Annotated in this window: 14 protein-coding genes; 11 read left to right on the forward strand and 3 right to left on the reverse strand. The window is 41.5% G+C overall.

Annotated elements, in window-relative coordinates:
- Positions 1-127: 127 nt before the first annotated feature.
- From rlmKL to HMPREF9444_RS11460, 5 genes are all read left to right on the forward strand, one after another.
- Entirely contained in the window at positions 128-2,584 is a 2,457-nt protein-coding gene (rlmKL, locus tag HMPREF9444_RS07870; RefSeq protein ID WP_009143884.1) for a bifunctional 23S rRNA (guanine(2069)-N(7))-methyltransferase RlmK/23S rRNA (guanine(2445)-N(2))-methyltransferase RlmL, read from the forward strand.
- Positions 2,584-4,458 carry an ATP-binding cassette domain-containing protein gene (locus HMPREF9444_RS07875; RefSeq protein WP_009143885.1) on the forward strand — a complete coding sequence of 625 codons (1,875 nt, stop codon included), beginning with the start codon at positions 2,584-2,586 and terminating at the stop codon, positions 4,456-4,458. The genes rlmKL and HMPREF9444_RS07875 overlap by 1 nt, the downstream gene beginning before the upstream one ends.
- Positions 4,455-5,300 (forward strand): PHP domain-containing protein, encoded by an 846-nt coding sequence (locus tag HMPREF9444_RS07880; protein WP_009143886.1) that lies wholly within the window; start codon positions 4,455-4,457, stop codon positions 5,298-5,300. The genes HMPREF9444_RS07875 and HMPREF9444_RS07880 overlap by 4 nt, the downstream gene beginning before the upstream one ends.
- Positions 5,301-5,428: 128 nt before the next feature.
- Positions 5,429-6,052 (forward strand): L-threonylcarbamoyladenylate synthase, encoded by a 624-nt coding sequence (locus HMPREF9444_RS07885; RefSeq protein WP_009143887.1) that lies wholly within the window; start codon positions 5,429-5,431, stop codon positions 6,050-6,052.
- 343 nt (positions 6,053-6,395) lie between these two features.
- Complete coding sequence (locus HMPREF9444_RS11460; protein ID WP_423836395.1) at positions 6,396-6,491, forward strand: zinc ribbon domain-containing protein; 96 nt, start codon at positions 6,396-6,398, stop codon at positions 6,489-6,491.
- A gap of 289 nt (positions 6,492-6,780) precedes the next feature.
- Here HMPREF9444_RS11460 and HMPREF9444_RS07895 read toward each other — a convergent pair whose 3' ends face one another.
- Together HMPREF9444_RS07895 and HMPREF9444_RS07900 are read right to left on the reverse strand one after the other, a co-directional pair.
- Positions 6,781-8,016: a U32 family peptidase C-terminal domain-containing protein gene (locus HMPREF9444_RS07895; protein WP_009143889.1), complete on the reverse strand. Its 1,236-nt coding sequence runs from the start codon at positions 8,014-8,016 to the stop codon at positions 6,781-6,783.
- Positions 8,009-8,923: a recombination-associated protein RdgC gene (locus HMPREF9444_RS07900; RefSeq protein WP_040909423.1), complete on the reverse strand. Its 915-nt coding sequence runs from the start codon at positions 8,921-8,923 to the stop codon at positions 8,009-8,011. The genes HMPREF9444_RS07895 and HMPREF9444_RS07900 overlap by 8 nt, the downstream gene beginning before the upstream one ends.
- 298 nt (positions 8,924-9,221) lie before the next feature.
- Between HMPREF9444_RS07900 and gyrA the strand changes: the two genes are divergently transcribed.
- From gyrA to HMPREF9444_RS07920, 4 genes are read left to right on the forward strand one after another with little or no spacing between them, the layout of a single operon-like run.
- Entirely contained in the window at positions 9,222-12,173 is a 2,952-nt protein-coding gene (gene gyrA / locus HMPREF9444_RS07905) for a DNA gyrase subunit A (protein WP_009143891.1), read from the forward strand.
- Positions 12,174-13,259, forward strand: coding sequence for a 3-phosphoserine/phosphohydroxythreonine transaminase (gene serC, locus HMPREF9444_RS07910; protein ID WP_009143892.1), 1,086 nt, complete (start codon positions 12,174-12,176; stop codon positions 13,257-13,259). It begins immediately after the preceding gene.
- A gap of 12 nt (positions 13,260-13,271) precedes the next feature.
- The gene (locus HMPREF9444_RS07915; protein ID WP_009143893.1) at positions 13,272-14,951 is read left to right on the forward strand and encodes an AMP-binding protein; all 1,680 of its coding nucleotides are present in this window, start codon (positions 13,272-13,274) and stop codon (positions 14,949-14,951) included.
- Positions 14,952-14,953: 2 nt separating this feature from the next.
- Complete coding sequence (locus HMPREF9444_RS07920; protein WP_222859205.1) at positions 14,954-16,102, forward strand: ribonuclease D; 1,149 nt, start codon at positions 14,954-14,956, stop codon at positions 16,100-16,102.
- Between the two features lie 280 nt (positions 16,103-16,382).
- Here the strand turns inward: HMPREF9444_RS07920 and HMPREF9444_RS07925 are convergent, their stop codons facing one another.
- A complete protein-coding gene (locus HMPREF9444_RS07925) occupies positions 16,383-18,005 on the reverse strand; it encodes a sodium/sugar symporter (protein WP_009143896.1) in 1,623 nt (540 codons plus the stop codon).
- Positions 18,006-18,571: 566 nt separating this feature from the next.
- Here HMPREF9444_RS07925 and HMPREF9444_RS07930 point away from each other — a divergent pair.
- Entirely contained in the window at positions 18,572-19,558 is a 987-nt protein-coding gene (locus HMPREF9444_RS07930) for an HNH endonuclease (RefSeq protein ID WP_009143897.1), read from the forward strand.
- A gap of 172 nt (positions 19,559-19,730) precedes the next feature.
- Complete coding sequence (locus HMPREF9444_RS07935) at positions 19,731-20,366, forward strand: NAD(P)-dependent oxidoreductase (RefSeq protein WP_009143898.1); 636 nt, start codon at positions 19,731-19,733, stop codon at positions 20,364-20,366.
- Positions 20,367-20,443: the final 77 nt, after the last annotated feature.

Consider the following 20,443-nt stretch of genomic DNA (forward strand, 5'->3'; position numbering starts at 1 on the left):
CTTAACCGGTCTACTCTACGGGGTAGAGTTCATAATTGGGGCTTTTTAGTTAAAAATATAAGTTTTTTTAGCAAAAATACCGATATGTCGCTTGATATAATAGCTCCACTAAAATTATGGAGATTCTATGCTGAAGTTTTTTGCTCCTTGTCCCAAGGGTCTTGAAGGTCTTTTATTTAACGAATTAACTTCTTTAAATCTTAAAAATGTTAAAGAAACGGTTGCAGGCGTCTATTTTGACGGAGAATTTGCCGACGGCATGCGGGCTTGTTTATGGAGCCGTTTTGCTTCACGCATTTTATTGAATCTGCAGAGCTTTTATTGTAATGATGATACCGATTTATATATGGGGGCGGCAGGTGTTGCGTGGGAAAATTATTTTTCAAGCAATGAAACCATTGCCGTGGAATTTTCCGGTACTAACGAATCCATTCGTAATACGCAGTACGGTGCATTGAAAGTAAAGGATGCTGTCTGTGATCGCCTGTTAAAAAGTGACGGTAAACGTCCGGATGTTGATCGTCATCAGCCTGATGTCAGAATTTTTGCTCATTTGGAGCGTAAAGGTCAGGCCTTTATAGGAATAGATATTTCAGGCCTTGCTTTATTAAAGCGTGAATATCACCGTAACACCGGAATTGCTCCTTTAAAAGAAAATTTAGCTGCAGCGATGGTTGTTCGTTCGGGATATGCAGGGCAGAACTTTTTAGATCCGATGTGCGGCTCGGGAACTCTTTTACTTGAGGCTGCCGCTATTGCTACTGATACGGCCCCGGGTTTAAGACGCTCGCACTTTGGTTTTTTCAAACTTAAAATTTTTGATAAAGATAAGTGGCAGGCTCTTTTGGCTGAGGCGACCTTGCGTTCAAACCGCGGACTTAAGGCAGCTAAGGAAAAAGGGACTAAGATAGTAGGTTTTGATGCGGATTCGAATATTGTTGATATTGCAGCATCAAACGCTTATAAAGCGGGTTTTTCTGAAATTATTGAAACTAAAGCATGTCCGTTAAGTGCTTTATATAATCCTTTTGACAATAATTTGCCGGTTACCGTAGTTACCAACCCTCCGTATGGCGAAAGAATGGGTAACTTCAATGAGCTTATTGCTTTATACGGAGATCTGGGGCAAAAACTTAAGGAGAATTTTAAAGGTTCGACAGCTGCCGTAATTTCAAGCTCAAATGATTTGCTGTCATGCATTCGTTTACATCCTGATAAGGTATATAAGCTTTATAACGGTGCTTTGCAGTGTCAGCTTAGAGTTTTTACAATTAATTTGTCAAATGAAGAGCCTGAAAAAGAAGTTGCTGAGATTAATAGGTCAGCAGAGCCTGCAGCAGATTTTGCAAACCGTTTAACTAAAAACATCAAGTTTATAAAAAAGTGGGCGCAAAACGAGGAAACTAACGCTTATCGCGTTTATGATGCCGACTTGCCTGATTATCAGGCGGCAATTGATTGTTACGGCGATAATTACGTGGTACAGGAGTATGCTGCTCCTTCAACTGTTTCGGCACAAATAGCTCGTCGTCGCGTACTTGATATGATAAGTGCGGTTATACGGGTTACCGGAGTTCCCGGCGATCACGTTATTTTAAAAAGCCGTGAAAGACAAAAAGGTTCACAGCAGTACGAAAAGAGCGAAGTTAAAACTAATAACTTTTTTGAGGTTTATGAAAAGGATGCTCGTTTTAAAGTTAATCTTGAAGATTATCTTGATACGGGCTTATTCCTGGATGCCCGTCCTATTCGTGCTTTAATCAGAAAAGAAGCAAAAGACAAGTCATTTTTAAATTTGTTTGCCTATACCGCGAGCGCCTCGGTGATGGCGGCTTTAGGCGGAGCCGTGCGTACGGTTACCGTTGATATGAGCAGAACCTATCTTGATTGGGGTATGGATAACTTTAAGCTTAATAATATAAGCCTTAAAGGACATGATTTTATTCAGGCTGACTGTTTGGCTTGGCTTTCCTCCGATCATAATGAGAGTTTTGATTTAATCTATATAGATCCGCCGACCTTTTCAAATTCAAAGCGCATGTCAAAGACTTTTGACGTGCAGCGCGATCATCTGATGCTGCTTGCTAATCTTACGCGTCATTTAAAAGACGGCGGTAATGTGATTTTCTGTACTAATCGGCGTAATTTTAAGCTTGATGAAAATATCAAGGATTACGGATTTACAGTTAAAGATATCACTAAATTTACCATTCCTCGTGATTTTATGCGCAGTAAAAACAGTCACAGCTGCTTTATGCTTTCTTTTACTAAAGCAGAGTGTAAAGGTGAAGTAACTCCGCTTGTTACCGTCACTAATGTTCCGCGCTGGTCCAAAACTTTAAGTGATAAGGAAAATCGCTTCAGTTATAAAAAGAGTCGCGAGTTAAAAGATGAGGCAGCTCAAGATCGCCGCGGATCTTATCAAAGCGGAAAATTCGGTAATAAAGAGCGTTTTTCTGATTTTTCTTCGCGGGACGGGAAATTCAACAGGGAGAGAAACGGGCGCAAGGCTCCGCGTTTTAGTAAAGAAAAAGCTCAAGTTCGCGGACGAGTGTGGGGCCCCGAGGGAATTAAGGATCTGTAATGGCTTTAATTTCTTTACTTGAGGCAAAACTTGCCTACGGCGATGATTTATTGCTTGATAATGCCGATTTTGCCTTGGAAGAAGGTGAAAAAATATGTCTTTTAGGACGTAACGGTACCGGAAAGTCAACCTTGTTGAAGGTATTTGCCGGCCTTAACGCCTTAGATGACGGCAGACTTATTATAAAGCAAGGTCTTAATATTGCGCGCCTTGAACAGGATCCGCCGCAAAATACAGAAGGCACTGCTTATACGATGGTTGCAAAGGCATTGCCGGTAGTAGGTCAAAGTCTGGCAAGATTTTTTTTAAGCGATGATGAACAAGAACAGGCGTCGCTTGCTGCTTTTATTGAAAGTCATGACGGATGGAAAAAAGACGGTATCATCCGCAAGATTTTAAATAAAATGGAAATCGATCCTGAAACTCCGCTTCAATCCTTATCCGGAGGCTGGCGGCGCAAGGTGGCATTGGCTGCAGCTTTATCCTGTGAGCCTGACGTGCTGCTTTTAGATGAGCCGACCAATCATCTTGATATTGAGACCATTGAATGGCTTGAAACTTGGCTAAATGATTTTAAAGGTGCATTAATTTTCATTACTCATGATAGGACTTTTGCCGATCATTGTGCCAGCAGGATCGTAGAGCTTGATAGAGGAAAGCTTTATTCTTATCCGGGCTCTTTTGAAGCTTATATAAGGCTGCGAGATGAAAGACTTAGAATGGAGTCGTTAGAGCGCAAAGAGTTCGATAGAATTTTATCTGAAGAAGAAGCTTGGATCCGTCGCGGTGTAAAGGCGCGCCTTGCCAGAAATGAAGGACGTGTGCGTAATCTTGAACAGATGCGCGAGGAAAGAAAAAATCGCCGCGATCGTCAAGGCAATGTCATTATGCAGGTATCGGAAGCAGATCGTTCCGGCAATATCGTATATGAATTGCATGACGTGACGGTTGAGTTTGACGGTAAAAAGGTTATAGACAATTTCAGTGCAACCGTAATGCGAAAAGATCGCATCGGAATCGTCGGACCTAACGGTGCAGGAAAAACTACTTTAATTAAGGTTCTTTTGGGGCTTTTACATCAGACACACGGAAAAGTTCGTGTCGGTGCTAACGTTATTGCACAGTATTTTGATCAATATCATGAGCAGCTTGTTGAAAATAAAACTGTTGCCGATAATGTCGCCGAAGGTCGTAAGGATGTTATAATCAACGGGAAAACGACGCACGTTCTTTCTTATCTTAAAAACTTTTTGTTTACGGCGCGTCGCTCCCGCTCTCCGGTCTCGGTCCTTTCAGGTGGTGAGAAAAACCGTTTGATGCTTGCCAGAATTTTTGCCCGTCCTTGTAATGTTCTAATTATGGACGAGCCGACGAACGATCTTGATCTTGAGACTTTAGAATTATTAGAAGAGCTTGTTGATAACTTTCCGGGAACGGTCATGGTGATAAGTCATGATCGCAAATTTATAGACAAGGTCGCGACTGAAACTTGGATTTTTGACGGCAGCGGTCATATAGAGTCAATTGTCGGCGGTTGGTCCGATGTGGTCGCTTACTATGAAAGAATAGGCAAAAAAGATAAGACTGAAGAGAAAATATCTGCAGCAGGGCTTGATCGTAAAGATAAAAAAGACAAACCTAAAAAATCCGGTCTTACTTATAGCGAATCCTTTGAATTAAAAGATTTGCCGCAAAAAGTTGAAGATCTTGAAAGCCAAATTGCTGCAGTAGACGTTAAGATTGCCGATCCGGCAATTTATTCTGACGGCGGTGTGAAAGCAAAAGGGCTTACTCTTGAACGGGCAAAACTTCAGGAACGGCTTGATGCTTTATATACTCGTTGGGAAGAGTTGGAAATGAAGGCGAATTCATGAGTTTTATTGATTTACATTGTCATACTAATGCGTCTGACGGTGCGCTGTCACCTGAAGGTGTGGTTGATAGAGCCGTTAATTATAAACTTACGCATCTTGCCATAACTGATCATGACACGGTAAATGGCATTAAAGCTGCTCAAGCTGCCGCTTGCGGACGTATTTGCGTTATTCCGGGTATTGAGATCTCAACTACATGGCAGCATCAGCAAATTCATATTGTCGGTCTTTTCATCAATCCTGAATGCTCGTATATGCTTAATCTGGTTAAAGAGCAGAATGGCAAACGCATCGAACGAGCTGAAAAAATCGGTTACAAATTAAGCAGGATCGGTTTTCCCAACGCTTATGAACGAACCAAAGCTATGGCCGGTGATGGTGCTATTATCACTCGCGGTAATTATGCACGCTTTTTAGTAAGTGTCGGCGGGGCATCTTCTACTGATGATGCTTTTAATGCTTTTTTAAAGAAAGGAAAACGCGCATACGTCTGTACCGAGTGGATGGAAATAGGGACTGCGGTTGAGGCGATTAAACAGTCAGGCGGAGTTGCGGTTCTTGCTCATCCCCGCCGTTATGATTTGACCAATACCAAGCTGCGCAAGCTTATTGAAGAGTTTAAGGACTGCGGAGGCATCGCTCTTGAAGTATCATCCTGTCAGCAGGGATTAAACGATAGAGATTATTTAGCAAGCTTATGCCGTCAGTATGATATGTTAGGCTCGGTAGGATCTGACTTTCATAGTGAAGGACCGTATCGCGATATCGGGCGTAATATTGATTTACCCGAAGGCATCACCCCGGTGTGGACTTGTTCTGAAGCAAAGGCTTACGCTTTTTAAGCTAAAAAGCTTGTATGTTATGGGCGGTATTAGCGCTTACCGTGACTTTTATAAGCTTTTTGGCTATTCTATTGACGACACGAAAAACTCAAATTTAAGAAGCATGTTTATAAAAACGAGTATTTATTATGGCAGCAGAATTTATATCTATTCATCCTGATAACCCGCAGCCGCGTTTTATTAAAAAAGCCTGTTCTATTATTGAATCCGGCGGTGTCGGGGTTATTCCTACAGACTCTGCGTATGCTCTGTGCTGCAATATAGGCGATAAAAATGCCATGGAAAGAATTGCCGCAATTCGCAAAATAAGTAAAAAGCATAATTTTACATTGATTTGCCGCGATCTTTCCGAGCTTTCAACCTATGCAAAAGTAAGCAATAACGTGTTTCGTTTACTTAAGAACAATACTCCGGGAGCTTACACTTTTATTTTGCCGGCAACTAAAGAGGTTCCGAGACGTTTAATGAATGAGAAAAAACGCACTATCGGAATTCGTGTTCCGGCAGGGGCTATTATTGAAGCTTTATTAAATGAATGTTCAGAGCCCCTTTTAAGCTGTTCTCTTATTCTCCCCGATCATGAAGAGCCTGAAAATGATCCGATAACTATTAATGATGAAATAGGATCTATTGTGGACGTTATCGTAGACGGCGGTGTTCTAGATGCAATGCCGACAACTGTTATTCGTTTTGAAGATGATATTCCGGTGGTAAGACGTGTAGGCAGAGGTGATCCTACGCCTTTTAGTTAAGTAATTTATCAAAGATGCCGAAAAACTCCATTATTCAGTACGAATGTATAAGGCATCTGCCATACTGCTGTCAGATAAAGTCTCACGAATTCAGACAAAAGCCAATGTTGCAATTGTAAAGACATTAAATTGACACAAAACAAGGGCAGGCTTGCTAGGATATCCCGGCAAGCTAACCTCGTTGAAGATCGGCAGCAGGAACCCGCCGAAGTTTACAACAATAGCAATATTGTTGTTTAGTAATAGGATCTTCGGTCTTTAGACCGAGGAGGTTGTCAAATAAAAGAGCCAATAAGATTTACTTTAAGTGTATGAAAAGTAATGTTCATGTTTGAACACCATGATGCGGAAATTGACCTGCAAAGCACAATGGTATGGTCGCATCTTCCTTAAAGTAAACCGCTATTTCCCGAGTACTCAGCTCTGCCAGCACTGTTGATATTAAAATACTAAGCTTAAGGGAATGAATGGGTTTAAGAGCAGGGAATGGAACAGCTCGCAGTGTCATGCGCATAACGAAAAAGATTCGGTTTGCAGCCGTTAATATCCTTTACTAAGGAATACGGCTGGGGCAGGAGGGTGAGGTTTGTGCTCTCTGGTTCACTGTTTTACTTTGGATAGAATAACGGAGAATGTTAAAGATCAACCGGATCCTTTGTATAAGGCTTTAGGTGTGAAGCAAAAATAAGATTTAAGAGCCTCTCTAACAGCAAGAGGCTCATTTTTAATTAATGATTGGCTCTTAATAGTACGGCAGTAGAAATATCTACAGGATCTTTTAGGGCAAGACTTACGTAATATCCGTCACCCGGAGCAAGATCGCAAGGCTTTCCGTGTTTATCCAGCATGGTATTGCCGTTAAGCAGGATCTGACCTTTAGGAGTGAAAAGAATTAATTTATCGTCTTTGGCAAAACGGTTTTTAACTTTGATATAAAGTCTTTCATCTTTTTGCTCTTCAATTGCACCAACGATTATCCAATTGCCGTGGGTGGGCGAATTAGTGGTATATTCCTGCGTTTCATCAGGACGGTGAACTTCAAGAAGACCTGTCGTATATCCGCGGGATGGAATGGAATTTACTATTTCAAAGGATTCATTAGGGATTTCGCCGCCTGCTGCAATGCTGTCAATGGCCAAACGGTAAGCCCGGCTTACGGCACCTGAGTAAAAAGGAGAACGGGAACGTCCTTCAATTTTAAGCGAATCAACTCCGATGTCCATTAAACGCTTAATTAATGGCAGTGCGCATAAATCTTTTGAGTTTAAAAGATAAGACCCGTGCTCATCCTCTTCAATCGGCATCCACTCTCCTTGACGTTTAGAGCTTTCTTCGATTTCTGCGTATAGAGAACGAACGTTATAACCCCAGCGGCAGGAGTTGGTACAAGCCCCGACATTAGCATCACGGCGCGCAAGCAGCCCTGAAATAAGGCAGCGTCCCGATACTGCAATACACAAAGCTCCGTGCACGAACACTTCAAGTTCCATGTCAGGGCAATCATCACGGATCATGGCGATTTCCTGCAGCGTAAGCTCACGGGCAAGAATGCAGCGGGTAATGCCGATTTTCTGCCAGAACTTTACGGTTCCGGAGTTTACGGTATTTGCTTGGACGGAAAGGTGAACTGGAATATCAGGATGGCGTTCACGGGCCAGCATGATAAGCCCCGGATCAGCCATAATAAAAGCATCGGGTTTTAATGCCGCAACTTCATCAAGCGCAGGAATAAATGACTGCGTTCTTCTCATGTGCGGAATTACATTTAATACGGCAAAAAATTTCTTGCCGCGTTCGTGCAGATGGTCAATTCCTTTGGCAAAATCTTCACGGGTAAATCCGTTGCCGCGAACGCGCAGCGACCAGCGGGGAATTCCGGCATAAACGGCATCGGCACCGTAAGCTGCAGCCATTTTTAAATGTTCAAAGCTTCCTGCAGGAGCTAAAAGTTCGGGTTTATTCACAGTCAAAAATCTCTGAAATGCTGTCGATTAATGAAGTCAAGACCTCCCCTTGCAGACATAAATGCGCAGCCATATCGGCAACGGCATCATCTGATTTCTCAGGAAGGTTCTTTTCAAGGAATTGATCAAGAGGGCGCATTCTTTTGACCGTTAAGTCAGAAGAAAGTACACACATAACGGTATCTTCAAAAATAAGCTGTAAATCGGTTATTACTTTGCCGGCATTTATATGTACGGCAATTTCGTCGGAGCTTAAATCTTCTTTTGATACCTTTACGGTACCGCCTTCATCATCAGTACTTTTTAATGTGGCATCATTGCCTAATGTAAAAACATTAGGCAAATCATTATTTGATATCCAGGATGTCATGCGATCTTCAACAACGCAGCGGGGCTGGAAGCATTTGGCCGGAAATGTTGAAAAAGCTTCTCGCAGCATGGCGATAGCCCGTTCGGCACGTTTTGCCGACGATACTGACACTGCTACATAGCCTTTTTCTGAATTAACGCAGATCAAAAGTTCGCGGCGAGCCGAAAAAGCTTTAGCTAAAAGTTTATTAACGACGGCGGTTTTAAGTGCCTGCTTTTCATTTTTACGCAGTTCCCGCTTTAAAGCGATTTCTTTATTTTCGATTTCTTCATCAAGCTCGTTTTTAATAACTGAAGCCGGTAAAAGCTTATTTTCTTCTACAATCTTAAAAAAGTGATTATGTGCATTTGAAAAAGTGAAAGCTTTAGCGCTTTTGCCGAAAATCGGTGCAAAACCTAAAGTAGATACCTCTTGAGCCATGCACGGACGATATGCTTTTTCACTTACGGTTTTTTCTAAAAGTTCTTCGTCTTTGAAATAATTTTTGATTTCTTCACTAAGTTCAAGGCGGTAAATTCTGGCATTTTTAAACCACATGCTCATTCCTCTTTTTGTTTTGTTTTTAAGATACTTATTGTACCTTTTTTTGTATGTGTTTCTATGGGTAAAAATTGCTTAAAAATGAGAAAAATGCTAAAATGCTACGCTGTTTTCGGCATTAATTTCATATAAAAATTAGTGCATTATCAAAGGTTTTTAGTTTGGTTAATTTACTTTCAAAGTAGATTTCCCCGTGCTTAAAATTACTTGTCATAAGACAAAGTGAAAAAAGCGTCTTATAAATGACGCAAATTATTTTGAAGATTTACGATCCCCTCTTATTAAGGTACTTTTCATGGCGGATATTACCGACGATTCTTTAAATCAGGAATCACAAAATTCAGTAAAACAGGATGGCAGCGGAGATGTCACTGCGTCTGCAGGCATAAGGCAAAGCAGTGAAGACCATTCTGATGACGGTATTGATACGGCATCGCAGAGCGTATCTGCCAATGTGGCAACCGTAAAGCTTGAAGATGAGCTTAAAAAATCCTTTATCGATTACGCGATGTCGGTAATTGTCGATCGTGCGCTGCCTGATGTTCGTGACGGTTTAAAACCCGTGCATCGCCGTGTGCTTTATGATATGTACGATTTAAAGATTTGGCATAACGGTCAGACTAAAAAATCCGCTCGTGTCGTAGGTGATGTAATCGGTCGTTTCCATCCGCACGGAGATGCAGCCGTATATGAAACCATCGTGCGTATGGCTCAATGGTTCTCCATGCGTGCTCCGCTTATTTTCGGTCAGGGCAACTTCGGTAATATCGACGGCGACGGTCCGGCGGCAATGCGTTACACCGAAGTACGCATGACCAAGATTGCCGAAATGATGCTGCAGGATATTGATAAGGAAACCGTCGATACTTATCCTAACTATGACGGCAATGAGCAAATCCCTGAGGTGCTGCCGACTCGTTTCCCGAATTTGCTTGTAAACGGTTCATCCGGCATTGCTGTTGGTATGGCAACCAATATTCCGCCGCATAATTTAGGGGAAGTGATTGACGGTACCGTAGCGCTGCTTGACAATCCGGATTTAGGTCTTGACGATCTTATGCGTTATATCCCGGGTCCTGATTTTCCTACAGGAGGCTTTATCGTCGGCAATGCCGGCATCCGTGAAGCTTATCGCACCGGCCGCGGCCGCTGCATTATGCGTGCCCGCACTCATATTGAGGAAGATAAGTCGGGGCGCAAGACCATATATGTCGATGAGATTCCTTATGTCGTCAATAAGAGCGCTATCGTAAAACAAATTGCCGAGCTTGTACGAGATAAAAAAATTGAAGGCATTTCGGAAGTCAATGATTTATCCGATAAAGACAATCAGGTACGTATTGCTATTGACTTAAAGCGCGATGCTTATGAAGAGGCGGTTTTAAATAATTTATTTGAACGTACCTCTTTGCAGTCAAGCTTCCCGATAAACATGATTGCTCTGGTGCATAATCATCCGCGGCAGCTGCCCCTTAAGGAGATTTTAAGCGAGTTTATTAATTTCCGTCGCGAGGTTGTAACCCGCCGTACAGTTTACCTGCTGCGTCAGGATCGCCGTAAGGCATTCCTTGATGAAGGCTTAATCGTTGCCAAAGCTAACATCAATAAGATTGTCGACATGATTACGGATTCGGCTAATGCCGATGAAGCCCGCCGTCGTTTGATGGAGGAACCGTGGGACGGTACTTTGATTTCTTCTTTAATTGAAAGAACTGAAGAAGGATTTAATATTTGCCTGCCGTCAGGAATTGATCCAAAAGCTGGACTTCATGACGATAAGTACTATTTGTCTGAAGAGCAGGCGCGCGCGATTCTTGCTTTGCAGCTGCAAAGACTTACCCATCTTGCAGGAGATGAAATTCAGGCAGATTACAAGGCACTTATCGAAAACATCAAGGGTTATCTTGAAATATTGAATAATCCCGTGCGCATGAACGAGGTCATTCGCGGCGAGCTTATTGAAGTCAAAGAAGCTTTTGCCGACAAACGCCGCAGTGATTTTACCGAAGATTACGGTAAGTTATCCAAAGCCGATTTTATCGCGCCGCAGGATGTTATTGTTACTCTGTCGCAGGAAGGCTACATTAAATATCAGGATATTTCCACTTATGAAGCTCAGCAGCGCGGAGGTAAAGGCCGTCAGGCGGCAAAGCTTAAGGATGATGATTTCATTTCCCGCATGGCTGTAACCAATACTCATGATACCTTGATGTGCTTTACCGATAAAGGACGCGTTTTTGCTTCCAAGGTATTTGATTTGCCGACCTCCGAAAACAGAACATGGCGCGGACGTCCTATTCAGAATATCTTTAAAATTGAAGAGGGTGAAAAAATCACTGCTTTGCTCCCGGTGTCCGAATTTGATGAAAATCATTTCATCATCATGGCAACCGTTATGGGGTATATCAAGAAAGTAAAACTCAGTGCTTTTAAGTCATTTATGCAGCGCGTAAACGATCAAGCGATTAAGGCAATAACTTTACGTGAAGGCGACAGCTTGATGGGAGCTGAGATTTCAAGCGGAGATGATGATGTCTTCGTATTCAGCTCTGACGGGCAATGCATCCGCATATGTGAGTTCTACAATAAAAAAGATGTCGCAGATAATGATGAGAGCGATGATGACGGAGCTGAGCCGGAGGTTGAGGAAAATGAAGATCAGTCCTCGGAAGGTGAGGTAAAAGTCGTCGATCGTCATGCAGGTCAGGGAATAAGACCGTCAGGACGCGGCAGCGGTGCCTTGCGCATTATTAAGTTAAGACCAGGACAAACCGCCGTGTCATTAATTTTGTTAAGTGTTGACGAAACAGATCCTGAAGCGGTAATGGTAACGGCAAACGGCTACGGCAAGCGTATTTTGTTAACTGACATTCCTTTGCGCATGAACCGCGGCAGCAGCGGCGTTAAGACCATGAGTCATATGGATCGTAACGGAAAGCTTGTAGGGGTAGTTCGCTCTGACATTAACAGTGATTATCTTGTCATTACCGATTTAGGTCATATGACACGTACTCCGGTAAGCAACTTGCCTTTGCCCGGACGTACTGCAGGCGGTGTAATCGTGATGCGTCCATATGAAGGTGAAAGCATAATTGCGTTACAATCAATACCTGAGAACGTCGTTGCGTCAAATGAGCATACCCGTAATGCCCGTAATCTTGATAAGAATGACGAGCTTGAGATTATTGAAAAATTAAACGGCGGAAAAGATAAAGACGCTGAAGAAACCTCCAAGGAGGATATTTAAATGAAGGTTTGGAATTATAGTGCAGGTCCGAGCATGATCCCTGTACCCGTTATGGAAAAGGCACAAAAGGAGTTTTGTGATTTTAACGGTCTTGGAATGGGTATTGTAGAAATGTCGCATCGCAGCGCCGAGTATATGGCGGTAGCAGCAGAGGCTGAACAGCTGTTGCGCGATATTATGGAAATTCCTGCAAATTATAAAATATTGTTTGAGCAGGGCGGCGGACGCGGTCAGTTTGCCGCTGTTCCTTTAAATATTCTTCCCGAGGACGGATTTGCCGATTATTTCGTGACCGGACACTGGTCACGCTGCGCGTATAAAGAATGTGCCGAGCGTTACGGTAAAGCAATTTTGCATGAATGCGTCGAGAAAGACAGTGACGGTAATTTTTATATAGATTACTCAAAGATGCAGGTAACTCCCGGCGCTGCTTACGCTTATGCCTGCCTTAATGAAACCGTAAACGGTATTGAAATGTTTAATCTGCCTGAGACGGGAGACATTCCTTTAATTGTTGACATGTCATCGAATATTCTTACCCGTAAGATTGATGTGTCTAAATTCGGCGCGATTATTTTCGGTGCACAGAAGAACGTCGCTCCTGCCGGTCTTACCGTTACTATCGTAAGAGAAGATTTACTGGGGCGGGCCCGCAAATATTGTCCGTCAATTTTTGACTGGTCCGTGCTTGCCGCTCATGATTCCATGTACAACACTCCTAATTCTTTTGCCTGGTATATGGCCGGTCTTGACTTTAAATGGATTAAAGACTTGGGCGGTGTCGCAGAACTGGAAAAACGTAATTGTCAGAAAGCAAACCTTTTATATAATTTTCTTGATAGTACAGACTTTTACCGCTGTCCTATCGCCAAATCTGATCGCTCTCGCGTAAATTGCGTGTTTACTTTAAAAGACGAGAGTCTCAATGCCGAATTTTTAGCTCAGGCAAAATCTGAGCATTTGGTGGGACTTAAGGGACACAAAGTTTTAGGCGGAATGCGTGCTAGCATCTATAATGCCATGCCGCTTGAGGGTGTAGAAGTTTTGGTGAGGTATTTAGATAAATTTGCCAAGGCTCACTCATAGCAAAGAGGTTTTATGACGCAAAAGGATCTGCCGTGGATTAAAAGTTATCCTCCTGAAGTTTCTTTTGACGTTGACACTCGTCCGTTTGAAAATTTAAATGACCTCTTTGATTATGTAGTGCGACGCTACGCAGATAAGACCGCATATATTAATATGTCCGGTCATATCTCATATGAAAATCTTGCGGTGGAAGTTGAGTATTTCGCCGCATTTTTACAAAAATATTGCAAGCTTAAAAAGGGTGATAGGCTTGCAATAATGATGCCCAACCTTATTCAATATCCGATTGCTCTTTTTGCCGCGTTAAAGGCCGGACTTACTGTAGTTAACATAAATCCTTTATATACTCCGCGCGAACTTGGAACACAGCTTGCCGATTGTAAGGCTGATGCCATTGTGGTAATTGCCAATTATGCTTTTAATCTGCAGAAAGTTATCGGGCAAACCCGGATACGGCATGTCATAGTGACGGGAGTCGGCGATGCTCTGGGATTTTTTCGCGGGCGCTTAGTGAATTTTATGGTGCGATCCGTTTTAAAAATGGTGCCTAAATTCATTATGCCTAACAGCATTTCCTTTAAAAAAGCTTTGCGTATCGGCTCACAGCTGACTCTTGATCCGGTTCTTAATCGTTATGATGATATAGCATTTTTGCAATATACCGGCGGTACGACGGGAAAGCCTAAAGGTGCTGAATTAACTCATGGCAATATTATTGCTAATATTTCAGAATTGTTAGCCTATTACGGATCGGTTGTCGACAGGGGACGGGAAACCGTGGTTACCGCTTTGCCGCTTTACCATATTTTTGCGATGACGGTAAACTGCATGTTGTTCTTTGCAATCGGTGCGACCAACATCCTTATTACCGATCCGCGCAGAATTAAGGATTTTATTAAAGAATTAAAGCATCATCCTGATATTTCGATTTTTACCGGAGTTAATACTTTATTTAATGCCTTATTAAATCATCCGGATTTTGAACACGTAGCTTTAGGGCGACTGCGTCTTGTCATCGGCGGCGGAGCTGCGGTACAGTCTGGGGTTGCGCAGCGTTTTAAAGCGCGAACCGGTCTTAACATTTTGGAAGGTTACGGTCTTACAGAATGCTCTCCAGTATGCTCAGTATGTCCTTATACGGCAAAAGAATATACAGGATCAATAGGTCTGCCTTTACCCGGGACTTATGCCCGTATTATTGACGCTGATGATAATGAAATTTGGGATTTGAATACGCCCGGTGAGCTTGAAATCAAAGGCCCTCAAGTTATGAAAGGTTATTATCATAATGAAGAGGATACTAAAAAAGTAATGCATGACGGTTATGTGCGTACGGGCGATATCGCGGTTTGGCTTGAAGGCGGCTACATTAAGATTATCGATAGATTAAAAGATATGATTTTAGTGTCGGGATTTAATGTTTTTCCGTCGGAAATTGAAGATGTGGTCAGTAAGTTCGATAAAGTGCTTGAATGTGCTGCAATCGGCGTTAAATCAGATAAGACCGGAGAAGCAATCAAGCTTTTTGTGGTAAAACGCGATCCGTCGGTTACTGCTGAGGAAATAAAGGATTATTGCAGATCGTATCTCACTCCGTATAAAATTCCGCACATTGTCGAATTTACTAATGATTTGCCAAAATCTGCCATCGGCAAGGTTTTGCGCCGTCGTTTGCGTACTGAAGCTAAATGATCATGCAAGAGATTTCATATATAAAAGTTGACGAAAAAACCAAACTTGATTTACTTATAGACAGTATCAGATCTTTAACTGATGAAGATTTTATTTCTCTTGATACTGAATTTGTCAGAATAAACACCTTATTTCCGATCTTAGGTCTTTTACAGTTAAGATTTAAAAATGAAACATATCTTGTTGATCCGGTAGCTTTAAACATAAAGGATTTAGTTAGAACATTAACCGAAACAAAAGCTGCGGTACTTATTTTTTCCGGGGATGAAGATCTGGAGATATTAGTTAAGATTGCGCGAGATAACGGTTTTGCTTCATTATTACCGCAGAAAGTCTATGATCTGCAGCTTTTAGCCGCTTTTGATGATTTCCTATACGGGAAAGGTCTTAACGCTTATGTAAAAGAATTAGTGGGAGCAGAACTTGAAAAAGATTGTACCCGTACTGATTGGCTTTACCGTCCTTTATCTGAAAATCAGCTTATCTATGCAGCGCTTGACGTTGAGTATTTAGAAGAGATGTATAAGCTTCTTTATAAACGTATTGATGAAAAGCGCTTTTCTTATTTTTTAGCGGAGATGGAGCTTAAAAAGGCCGACGCAGATATTGTTTATAATCCTCAAACAGCATACAGGCAAATAAAAGGAGCAGGTTTACTTAAAAACGATGCTCTTACAAGATTGCAGTATTTATGCCAAAAGCGCCTTGAGTTTGCTTTAAAGCACGATATTGCTTTAAATCATGTTATTACTACCGGTGCATTATGTGATGTAGCGAAAAACTCGCCGCTTACATTACAGGGCCTTGCATCTTGTGGAGTAAAATGGGGCGCTATTCGTCAGCACGGGGCTATGATTATTGAATGGATAAAAGAAAGCCTTACCTTACCTGAACGTTCTGATTTACTGCTGCCAATTAATTATTTTGCGCATAAAAGAGAATTAAAAGACGCATTTAAGCGCCTTAAACGCTATTTAGAGAAGTGTGCTCATGATGCAGGTATTGCTCCTGAGCTGTTGGCTGCTAAAAAATACGTTTATGACTATTTTTTGAAAAAATATTTAAACGAAGTCCCTTATCTTGAATTCTCTTGGCGTAAAAATGTGGTTGCCGATATTAATAATTTAAATTTGCCTAAAGTAGAACGTTAAAAACGAAACAGCCGCGGGCATTTCCCGACGGCTGCTTGTCCATAAAACTTTACCGGTTTCATGAGGTGTAGGGCGAAGGGCTTTGTTACGATTGGAGATCAGGACAAAAAAGAAAGGTTTTTTAGTTCACCGATCCTTTTAAATGCCTTGCCTTACATATAAATATATAGTTCAATTTTTTAAAAAAGCAAAAATTTAATTTTTTAATACAAAAAAGCCGCGATTTTGTTTCGCGGCTCATTCTAATTAAGCGGCACATTTACCGCTTTTTATCTCGTTATTACCAGAACAGTGCGTATAAGACAGCAGTGATAAGGCAGACAATATAAGCACCAATCTTAAATCCTGCAGAGGTGATGAACATCTTCTTAGTGAGAATGATGGCCTTAGGATCGTCGTCATTGTCGGAAGAATCCAAGGATACGAAGACAATGATAGCGATGGTAAGGATGAAGGTGTACAACATCTGATCGAGGAACGGAAGCTCCAACGGCAGGAACTTAAGCAGCAAGGCGATAGGGATTGAAGCGATAACACCGATGGATGCTGCTTTGGTGGTGGTCTTCTTGTAGAAGAGACCTAACATGAATACTGCAAGGATGCCCGGGGAAACTAAGCCGGTGTATTCCTGAATGAATTGGAAGGCCTGATCGATAGCACCTAACATCGGAGCCATGAAGACGGCGATGATTAAGGCGATGATTGCAGTTAAACGTCCGACGTTAACTAAACGTAAATCAGAAGCTTGCTTGTTGATGTACTGCTTGTAAATATCCATAGTGAAGATAGTAGCAGTAGAGTTTAACATTGAAGCTAAGGAAGATACGATAGCTGCAGCCAAGGCGGCGAATACTAAGCCTTTAACGCCCATAGGCAGGAACTGGGTTAACCACGGGTAAGCGCGGTCGGCGTGATCAAGTGACGGCAGGAAGTTTGCTGCACCGGCACCTAATTTGGCCATTAATTCCTGATCTTGGGTAATGACATAGGCGGCGATACCCGGAATTACGACGAGGAACGGAATGATGAGCTTTAAGTAACCGGCAAATACGAGGCCTTTTTGAGCTTCATTGACGGATTTGGCTGCAAAAGTACGTTGGATGATGTACTGGTTAAAGCCCCAGTAATAGAGGTTGGCAATCCACAAACCACCGATGAGAACGGCGATGCCGGGAAGGTTCATGAACTGAGGATTGTCTTTCTCCAAAATCATCTTGAAGTGATCAGGTGCGGCATCCATAAGATTGCCCATGCCGGAGAAGAATCCTTGTCCGTCGCCGATGAAGGTGACTGCAATATAGGTAGTAGCAAAGCCGCCGACAACCAAGACAGCAACCTGAATAACGTCGGTCCAAACTACAGCGCTTAAGCCGCCGTATACGGAATAAACCAAAGCGAAGACTGCAAGACCGATAATTGAATACATCATCGGGATACCGAGGATGGTTTCAAGAGCCAGACCGCCTAAGTATAAGACTGAGCTTAAGTTTACGAAAATGTACAAGCATAACCAGAAAACGGCCAAAATGGTCTTTAAGGTGCTGTTGTAGCGTTTTTCGACAAACTCAGGAATAGTGTAAATGCCTTTGTCGATGAATACCGGCAGGAAGAATTTTGCAACGATAATCAAGGTAATGGCAGCCATCCATTCGTAGGATGCGATACCCAGGCCGATAACGAAGCCAGATCCTGACATACCGATGAACTGCTCGGCTGAAATATTAGCTGCGATCAATGAGGCACCGACAGCCCACCAAGGCAGGGACTTACCGGCAAGGAAGTAGCCTTCGGTGCTCTGCTTGTTTTTACGGGAAACGGCAAGACCGACGCTAATGATGACGAGGACGTAAATACCGAAGATTACGTAATCTATGGTACCAAGTCCGTGGTTTAAGGTATCCATGTATAAGAACCTCTATGTATAAAAAAACTCACCCATCAATACGCCACCCGGCATATTAATGTTGCTATTTATACCTTTACTCAAGGGCGCTTGCAACTATAAAAAAATTATGTTTGAAAGCTTATTTTGATAAATACCATTATATTTTTAATGTATTTACTTAAATAAATTCAATCAATCATATAAAAACGATATATGAAAACGGTTACATAAATTAATTTTTAAGCTTGATTTTTATGAAAACGTTTTCATATATAAATAAATTATTTTTAATTTAAAAATAATCAATATATTTAGATTATTAATTTTATATAAAAATATATTTGGTATTTATTTAGTTTAATTATTTAATTTGTTTTTATGGATTTAAAAATTATAAAATTTACAATATGTTAATATTTAAGGGAATTTTTTCTAAATAAAAAAATAAACTCAAAAAAGGCTTTTTTATGCGGAATCTAAGCCTTTTTAGTCAGCAGAATATTTTTTCAAATTATGTGACATATCGCAGAATTTTATTTTGTTTGTACATAAATTACTATAGAAGGAAATTATTGGATAAAGGTATGAATATGGAACACGCCAATCAAATCATGATCTGTAAAGTTTCTCCTAAATGGTACAAGATCATAAGAAGCGAATATTTAGTTTCCGGATCGCTTGACAGCTGCTTTTGGTCGATAGATAAACCGTCATCGCAGCTTACCCAGGATGTTAAAGATTTTCAGCCTGGCGGAGTTGTTTTATATATTTGTCAAATGGGAGATCAAATTAAGGTTGTTGGCGGTGGGTTCTTTATCTCGTGGTATAAAATTTCACTTGATGAAGCATGGTCGCGTTTTGGAGTGCGTAACGGTGTTACAGATTTTGATGATCTTGTAGCTGAAGTCGAGGAGCACGGCGGTCATCGCGGCAGCAATATAATTGCAGCAACTTTAGGTAATAATTTTATTTTTGACGGTTCCAGTCTTATTACCGTACCTGATGAAGTTTCTTCGCACTTTAAGTCAGGTATGCGCTTTATTTTAAATATTGACGATCCTACCGGACGTTATCTCTATCAGGTAGCAAAGAAAGTTTACAATCAGGATCTTGATAAATACGGCGATACTTGGAAAGGTGTTTACTATCTGGCTTCCCGCAGCCATTTTCGCAGCTATTCTGCAGGTTTTTATGCTAAGGTTCGTGCCGCTTATAAATTTAAGTGTGCAGTTACCGGATCGACCATTGTTCCTTTACTTGAAGTTGCTCAGCTAAGACCTTTTTATGATTTTAAAGAGCAGATTGCTGCAAACGGTATTTTGCTCAGATCGGATTTTCATCGGCTGTTTTCTTTGGGCTATATTACCTTAGAGTACGTGACAGACGATAAGGTAGTAATTCGAACCTCTTCTTGTCTTAAATCAGTAGGTGCTGCTGAATATCTTGAGTATGAAGGAAAACAGGTGTCGTTGCCTGACGATAAGACTGCATGGCCTAATCCGCAATATTTGGAATGGCATCGCAAGAATTGTTTTGAAAATTGGTTGCGGCTTGGCGGTTCGCATGTATAACGAATAGTTAAGTTGTAAAAGCACTTTTGGATCTAATGATTTGAAAGTGCTTTTTCTTTTTGTGAGATATTTCGCGTAATTTTAGGGCAGTATTTTTCTTTTACTTGAAAACCTTAAACAGCGTCACCAATTAATAGTTATAAATAGCTATTTCTTTTGCTAAGGGTTTTTTATGAAAATCGCTGTGTTGGGGGCAGATACCGAGCTTGGCAGACGCATTGTAAATGCTGCTGAAGGTGCGGGAATTCAGGTAGCATCCGTAGTAGAACATTTTGCGTCATCAATCGGCAGCGGTCCTTTAATCATAAAAGAAGTGCATGAGCTTAATATAAATGATTTTTCTAAATGTCATGCTGTTATTGATACCTTGTCTTTCCCGCGTATTGAAGCGTACGGGGCCGATAAGTTGCCTTTTTGGCATGTGTGTAATCTGATTAGGAATTCCTCAATAAAGCTTATTGCTGTGGGATCTTCAGCTTTTTTATATACCGACAAAAAACGAGATACTTTTGTTCGTGATATGGACGGAATCCACTTTGATAATAATGAAAAACGGCATAATTTAGCAGTTGAGGCCTTTTTAAAAATTAAAGAAATACATGATGTGGAGTGGACTTTATTGTGTCCTCCCCTCGTTTTTGATTTAAAAGCTTACGGTACGGGGAAATTTGAGCTTGGCGATGATATTTTGCCGATATCCGTTTCAGGATCAAGTTATATTTCTCTATGTGACTTTTGTAAGGCCTTGGTGGAGTTATTAAAAGTAGGCGGATATTCTTGCAGATGTGTTGGGGTTAGAAGTCTTTGATTACGTATTAGCCTCTTATTTCTTTATTTATAAAAAAACTCCAGGTGAACTCTACCCCGTAGAGTAGACCGGTTAAG

Source organism: Succinatimonas hippei YIT 12066 (assembly GCF_000188195.1).
In the GTDB taxonomy this organism is placed as follows: domain Bacteria; phylum Pseudomonadota; class Gammaproteobacteria; order Enterobacterales; family Succinivibrionaceae; genus Succinatimonas; species Succinatimonas hippei.

What these genes read in the sequence shown, in the direction of transcription:
- rlmKL (WP_009143884.1), top strand. Translation starts at nt 128, where the DNA reads ATGCTGAAGTTTTTTGCTCCTTGTCCCAAGGGTCTTGAAGGTCTTTTA.
- HMPREF9444_RS07875 (WP_009143885.1), top strand. Translation starts at nt 2,584, where the DNA reads ATGGCTTTAATTTCTTTACTTGAGGCAAAACTTGCCTACGGCGATGAT.
- HMPREF9444_RS07880 (WP_009143886.1), top strand. Translation starts at nt 4,455, where the DNA reads ATGAGTTTTATTGATTTACATTGTCATACTAATGCGTCTGACGGTGCG.
- HMPREF9444_RS07885 (WP_009143887.1), top strand. Translation starts at nt 5,429, where the DNA reads ATGGCAGCAGAATTTATATCTATTCATCCTGATAACCCGCAGCCGCGT.
- HMPREF9444_RS11460 (WP_423836395.1), top strand. Translation starts at nt 6,396, where the DNA reads ATGCGGAAATTGACCTGCAAAGCACAATGGTATGGTCGCATCTTCCTT.
- HMPREF9444_RS07900 (WP_040909423.1), bottom strand. Translation starts at nt 8,923, where the DNA reads ATGTGGTTTAAAAATGCCAGAATTTACCGCCTTGAACTTAGTGAAGAA.
- gyrA (WP_009143891.1), top strand. Translation starts at nt 9,222, where the DNA reads ATGGCGGATATTACCGACGATTCTTTAAATCAGGAATCACAAAATTCA.
- serC (WP_009143892.1), top strand. Translation starts at nt 12,174, where the DNA reads ATGAAGGTTTGGAATTATAGTGCAGGTCCGAGCATGATCCCTGTACCC.
- HMPREF9444_RS07915 (WP_009143893.1), top strand. Translation starts at nt 13,272, where the DNA reads ATGACGCAAAAGGATCTGCCGTGGATTAAAAGTTATCCTCCTGAAGTT.
- HMPREF9444_RS07920 (WP_222859205.1), top strand. Translation starts at nt 14,954, where the DNA reads ATGCAAGAGATTTCATATATAAAAGTTGACGAAAAAACCAAACTTGAT.
- HMPREF9444_RS07925 (WP_009143896.1), bottom strand. Translation starts at nt 18,005, where the DNA reads ATGGATACCTTAAACCACGGACTTGGTACCATAGATTACGTAATCTTC.
- HMPREF9444_RS07930 (WP_009143897.1), top strand. Translation starts at nt 18,572, where the DNA reads ATGAATATGGAACACGCCAATCAAATCATGATCTGTAAAGTTTCTCCT.
- HMPREF9444_RS07935 (WP_009143898.1), top strand. Translation starts at nt 19,731, where the DNA reads ATGAAAATCGCTGTGTTGGGGGCAGATACCGAGCTTGGCAGACGCATT.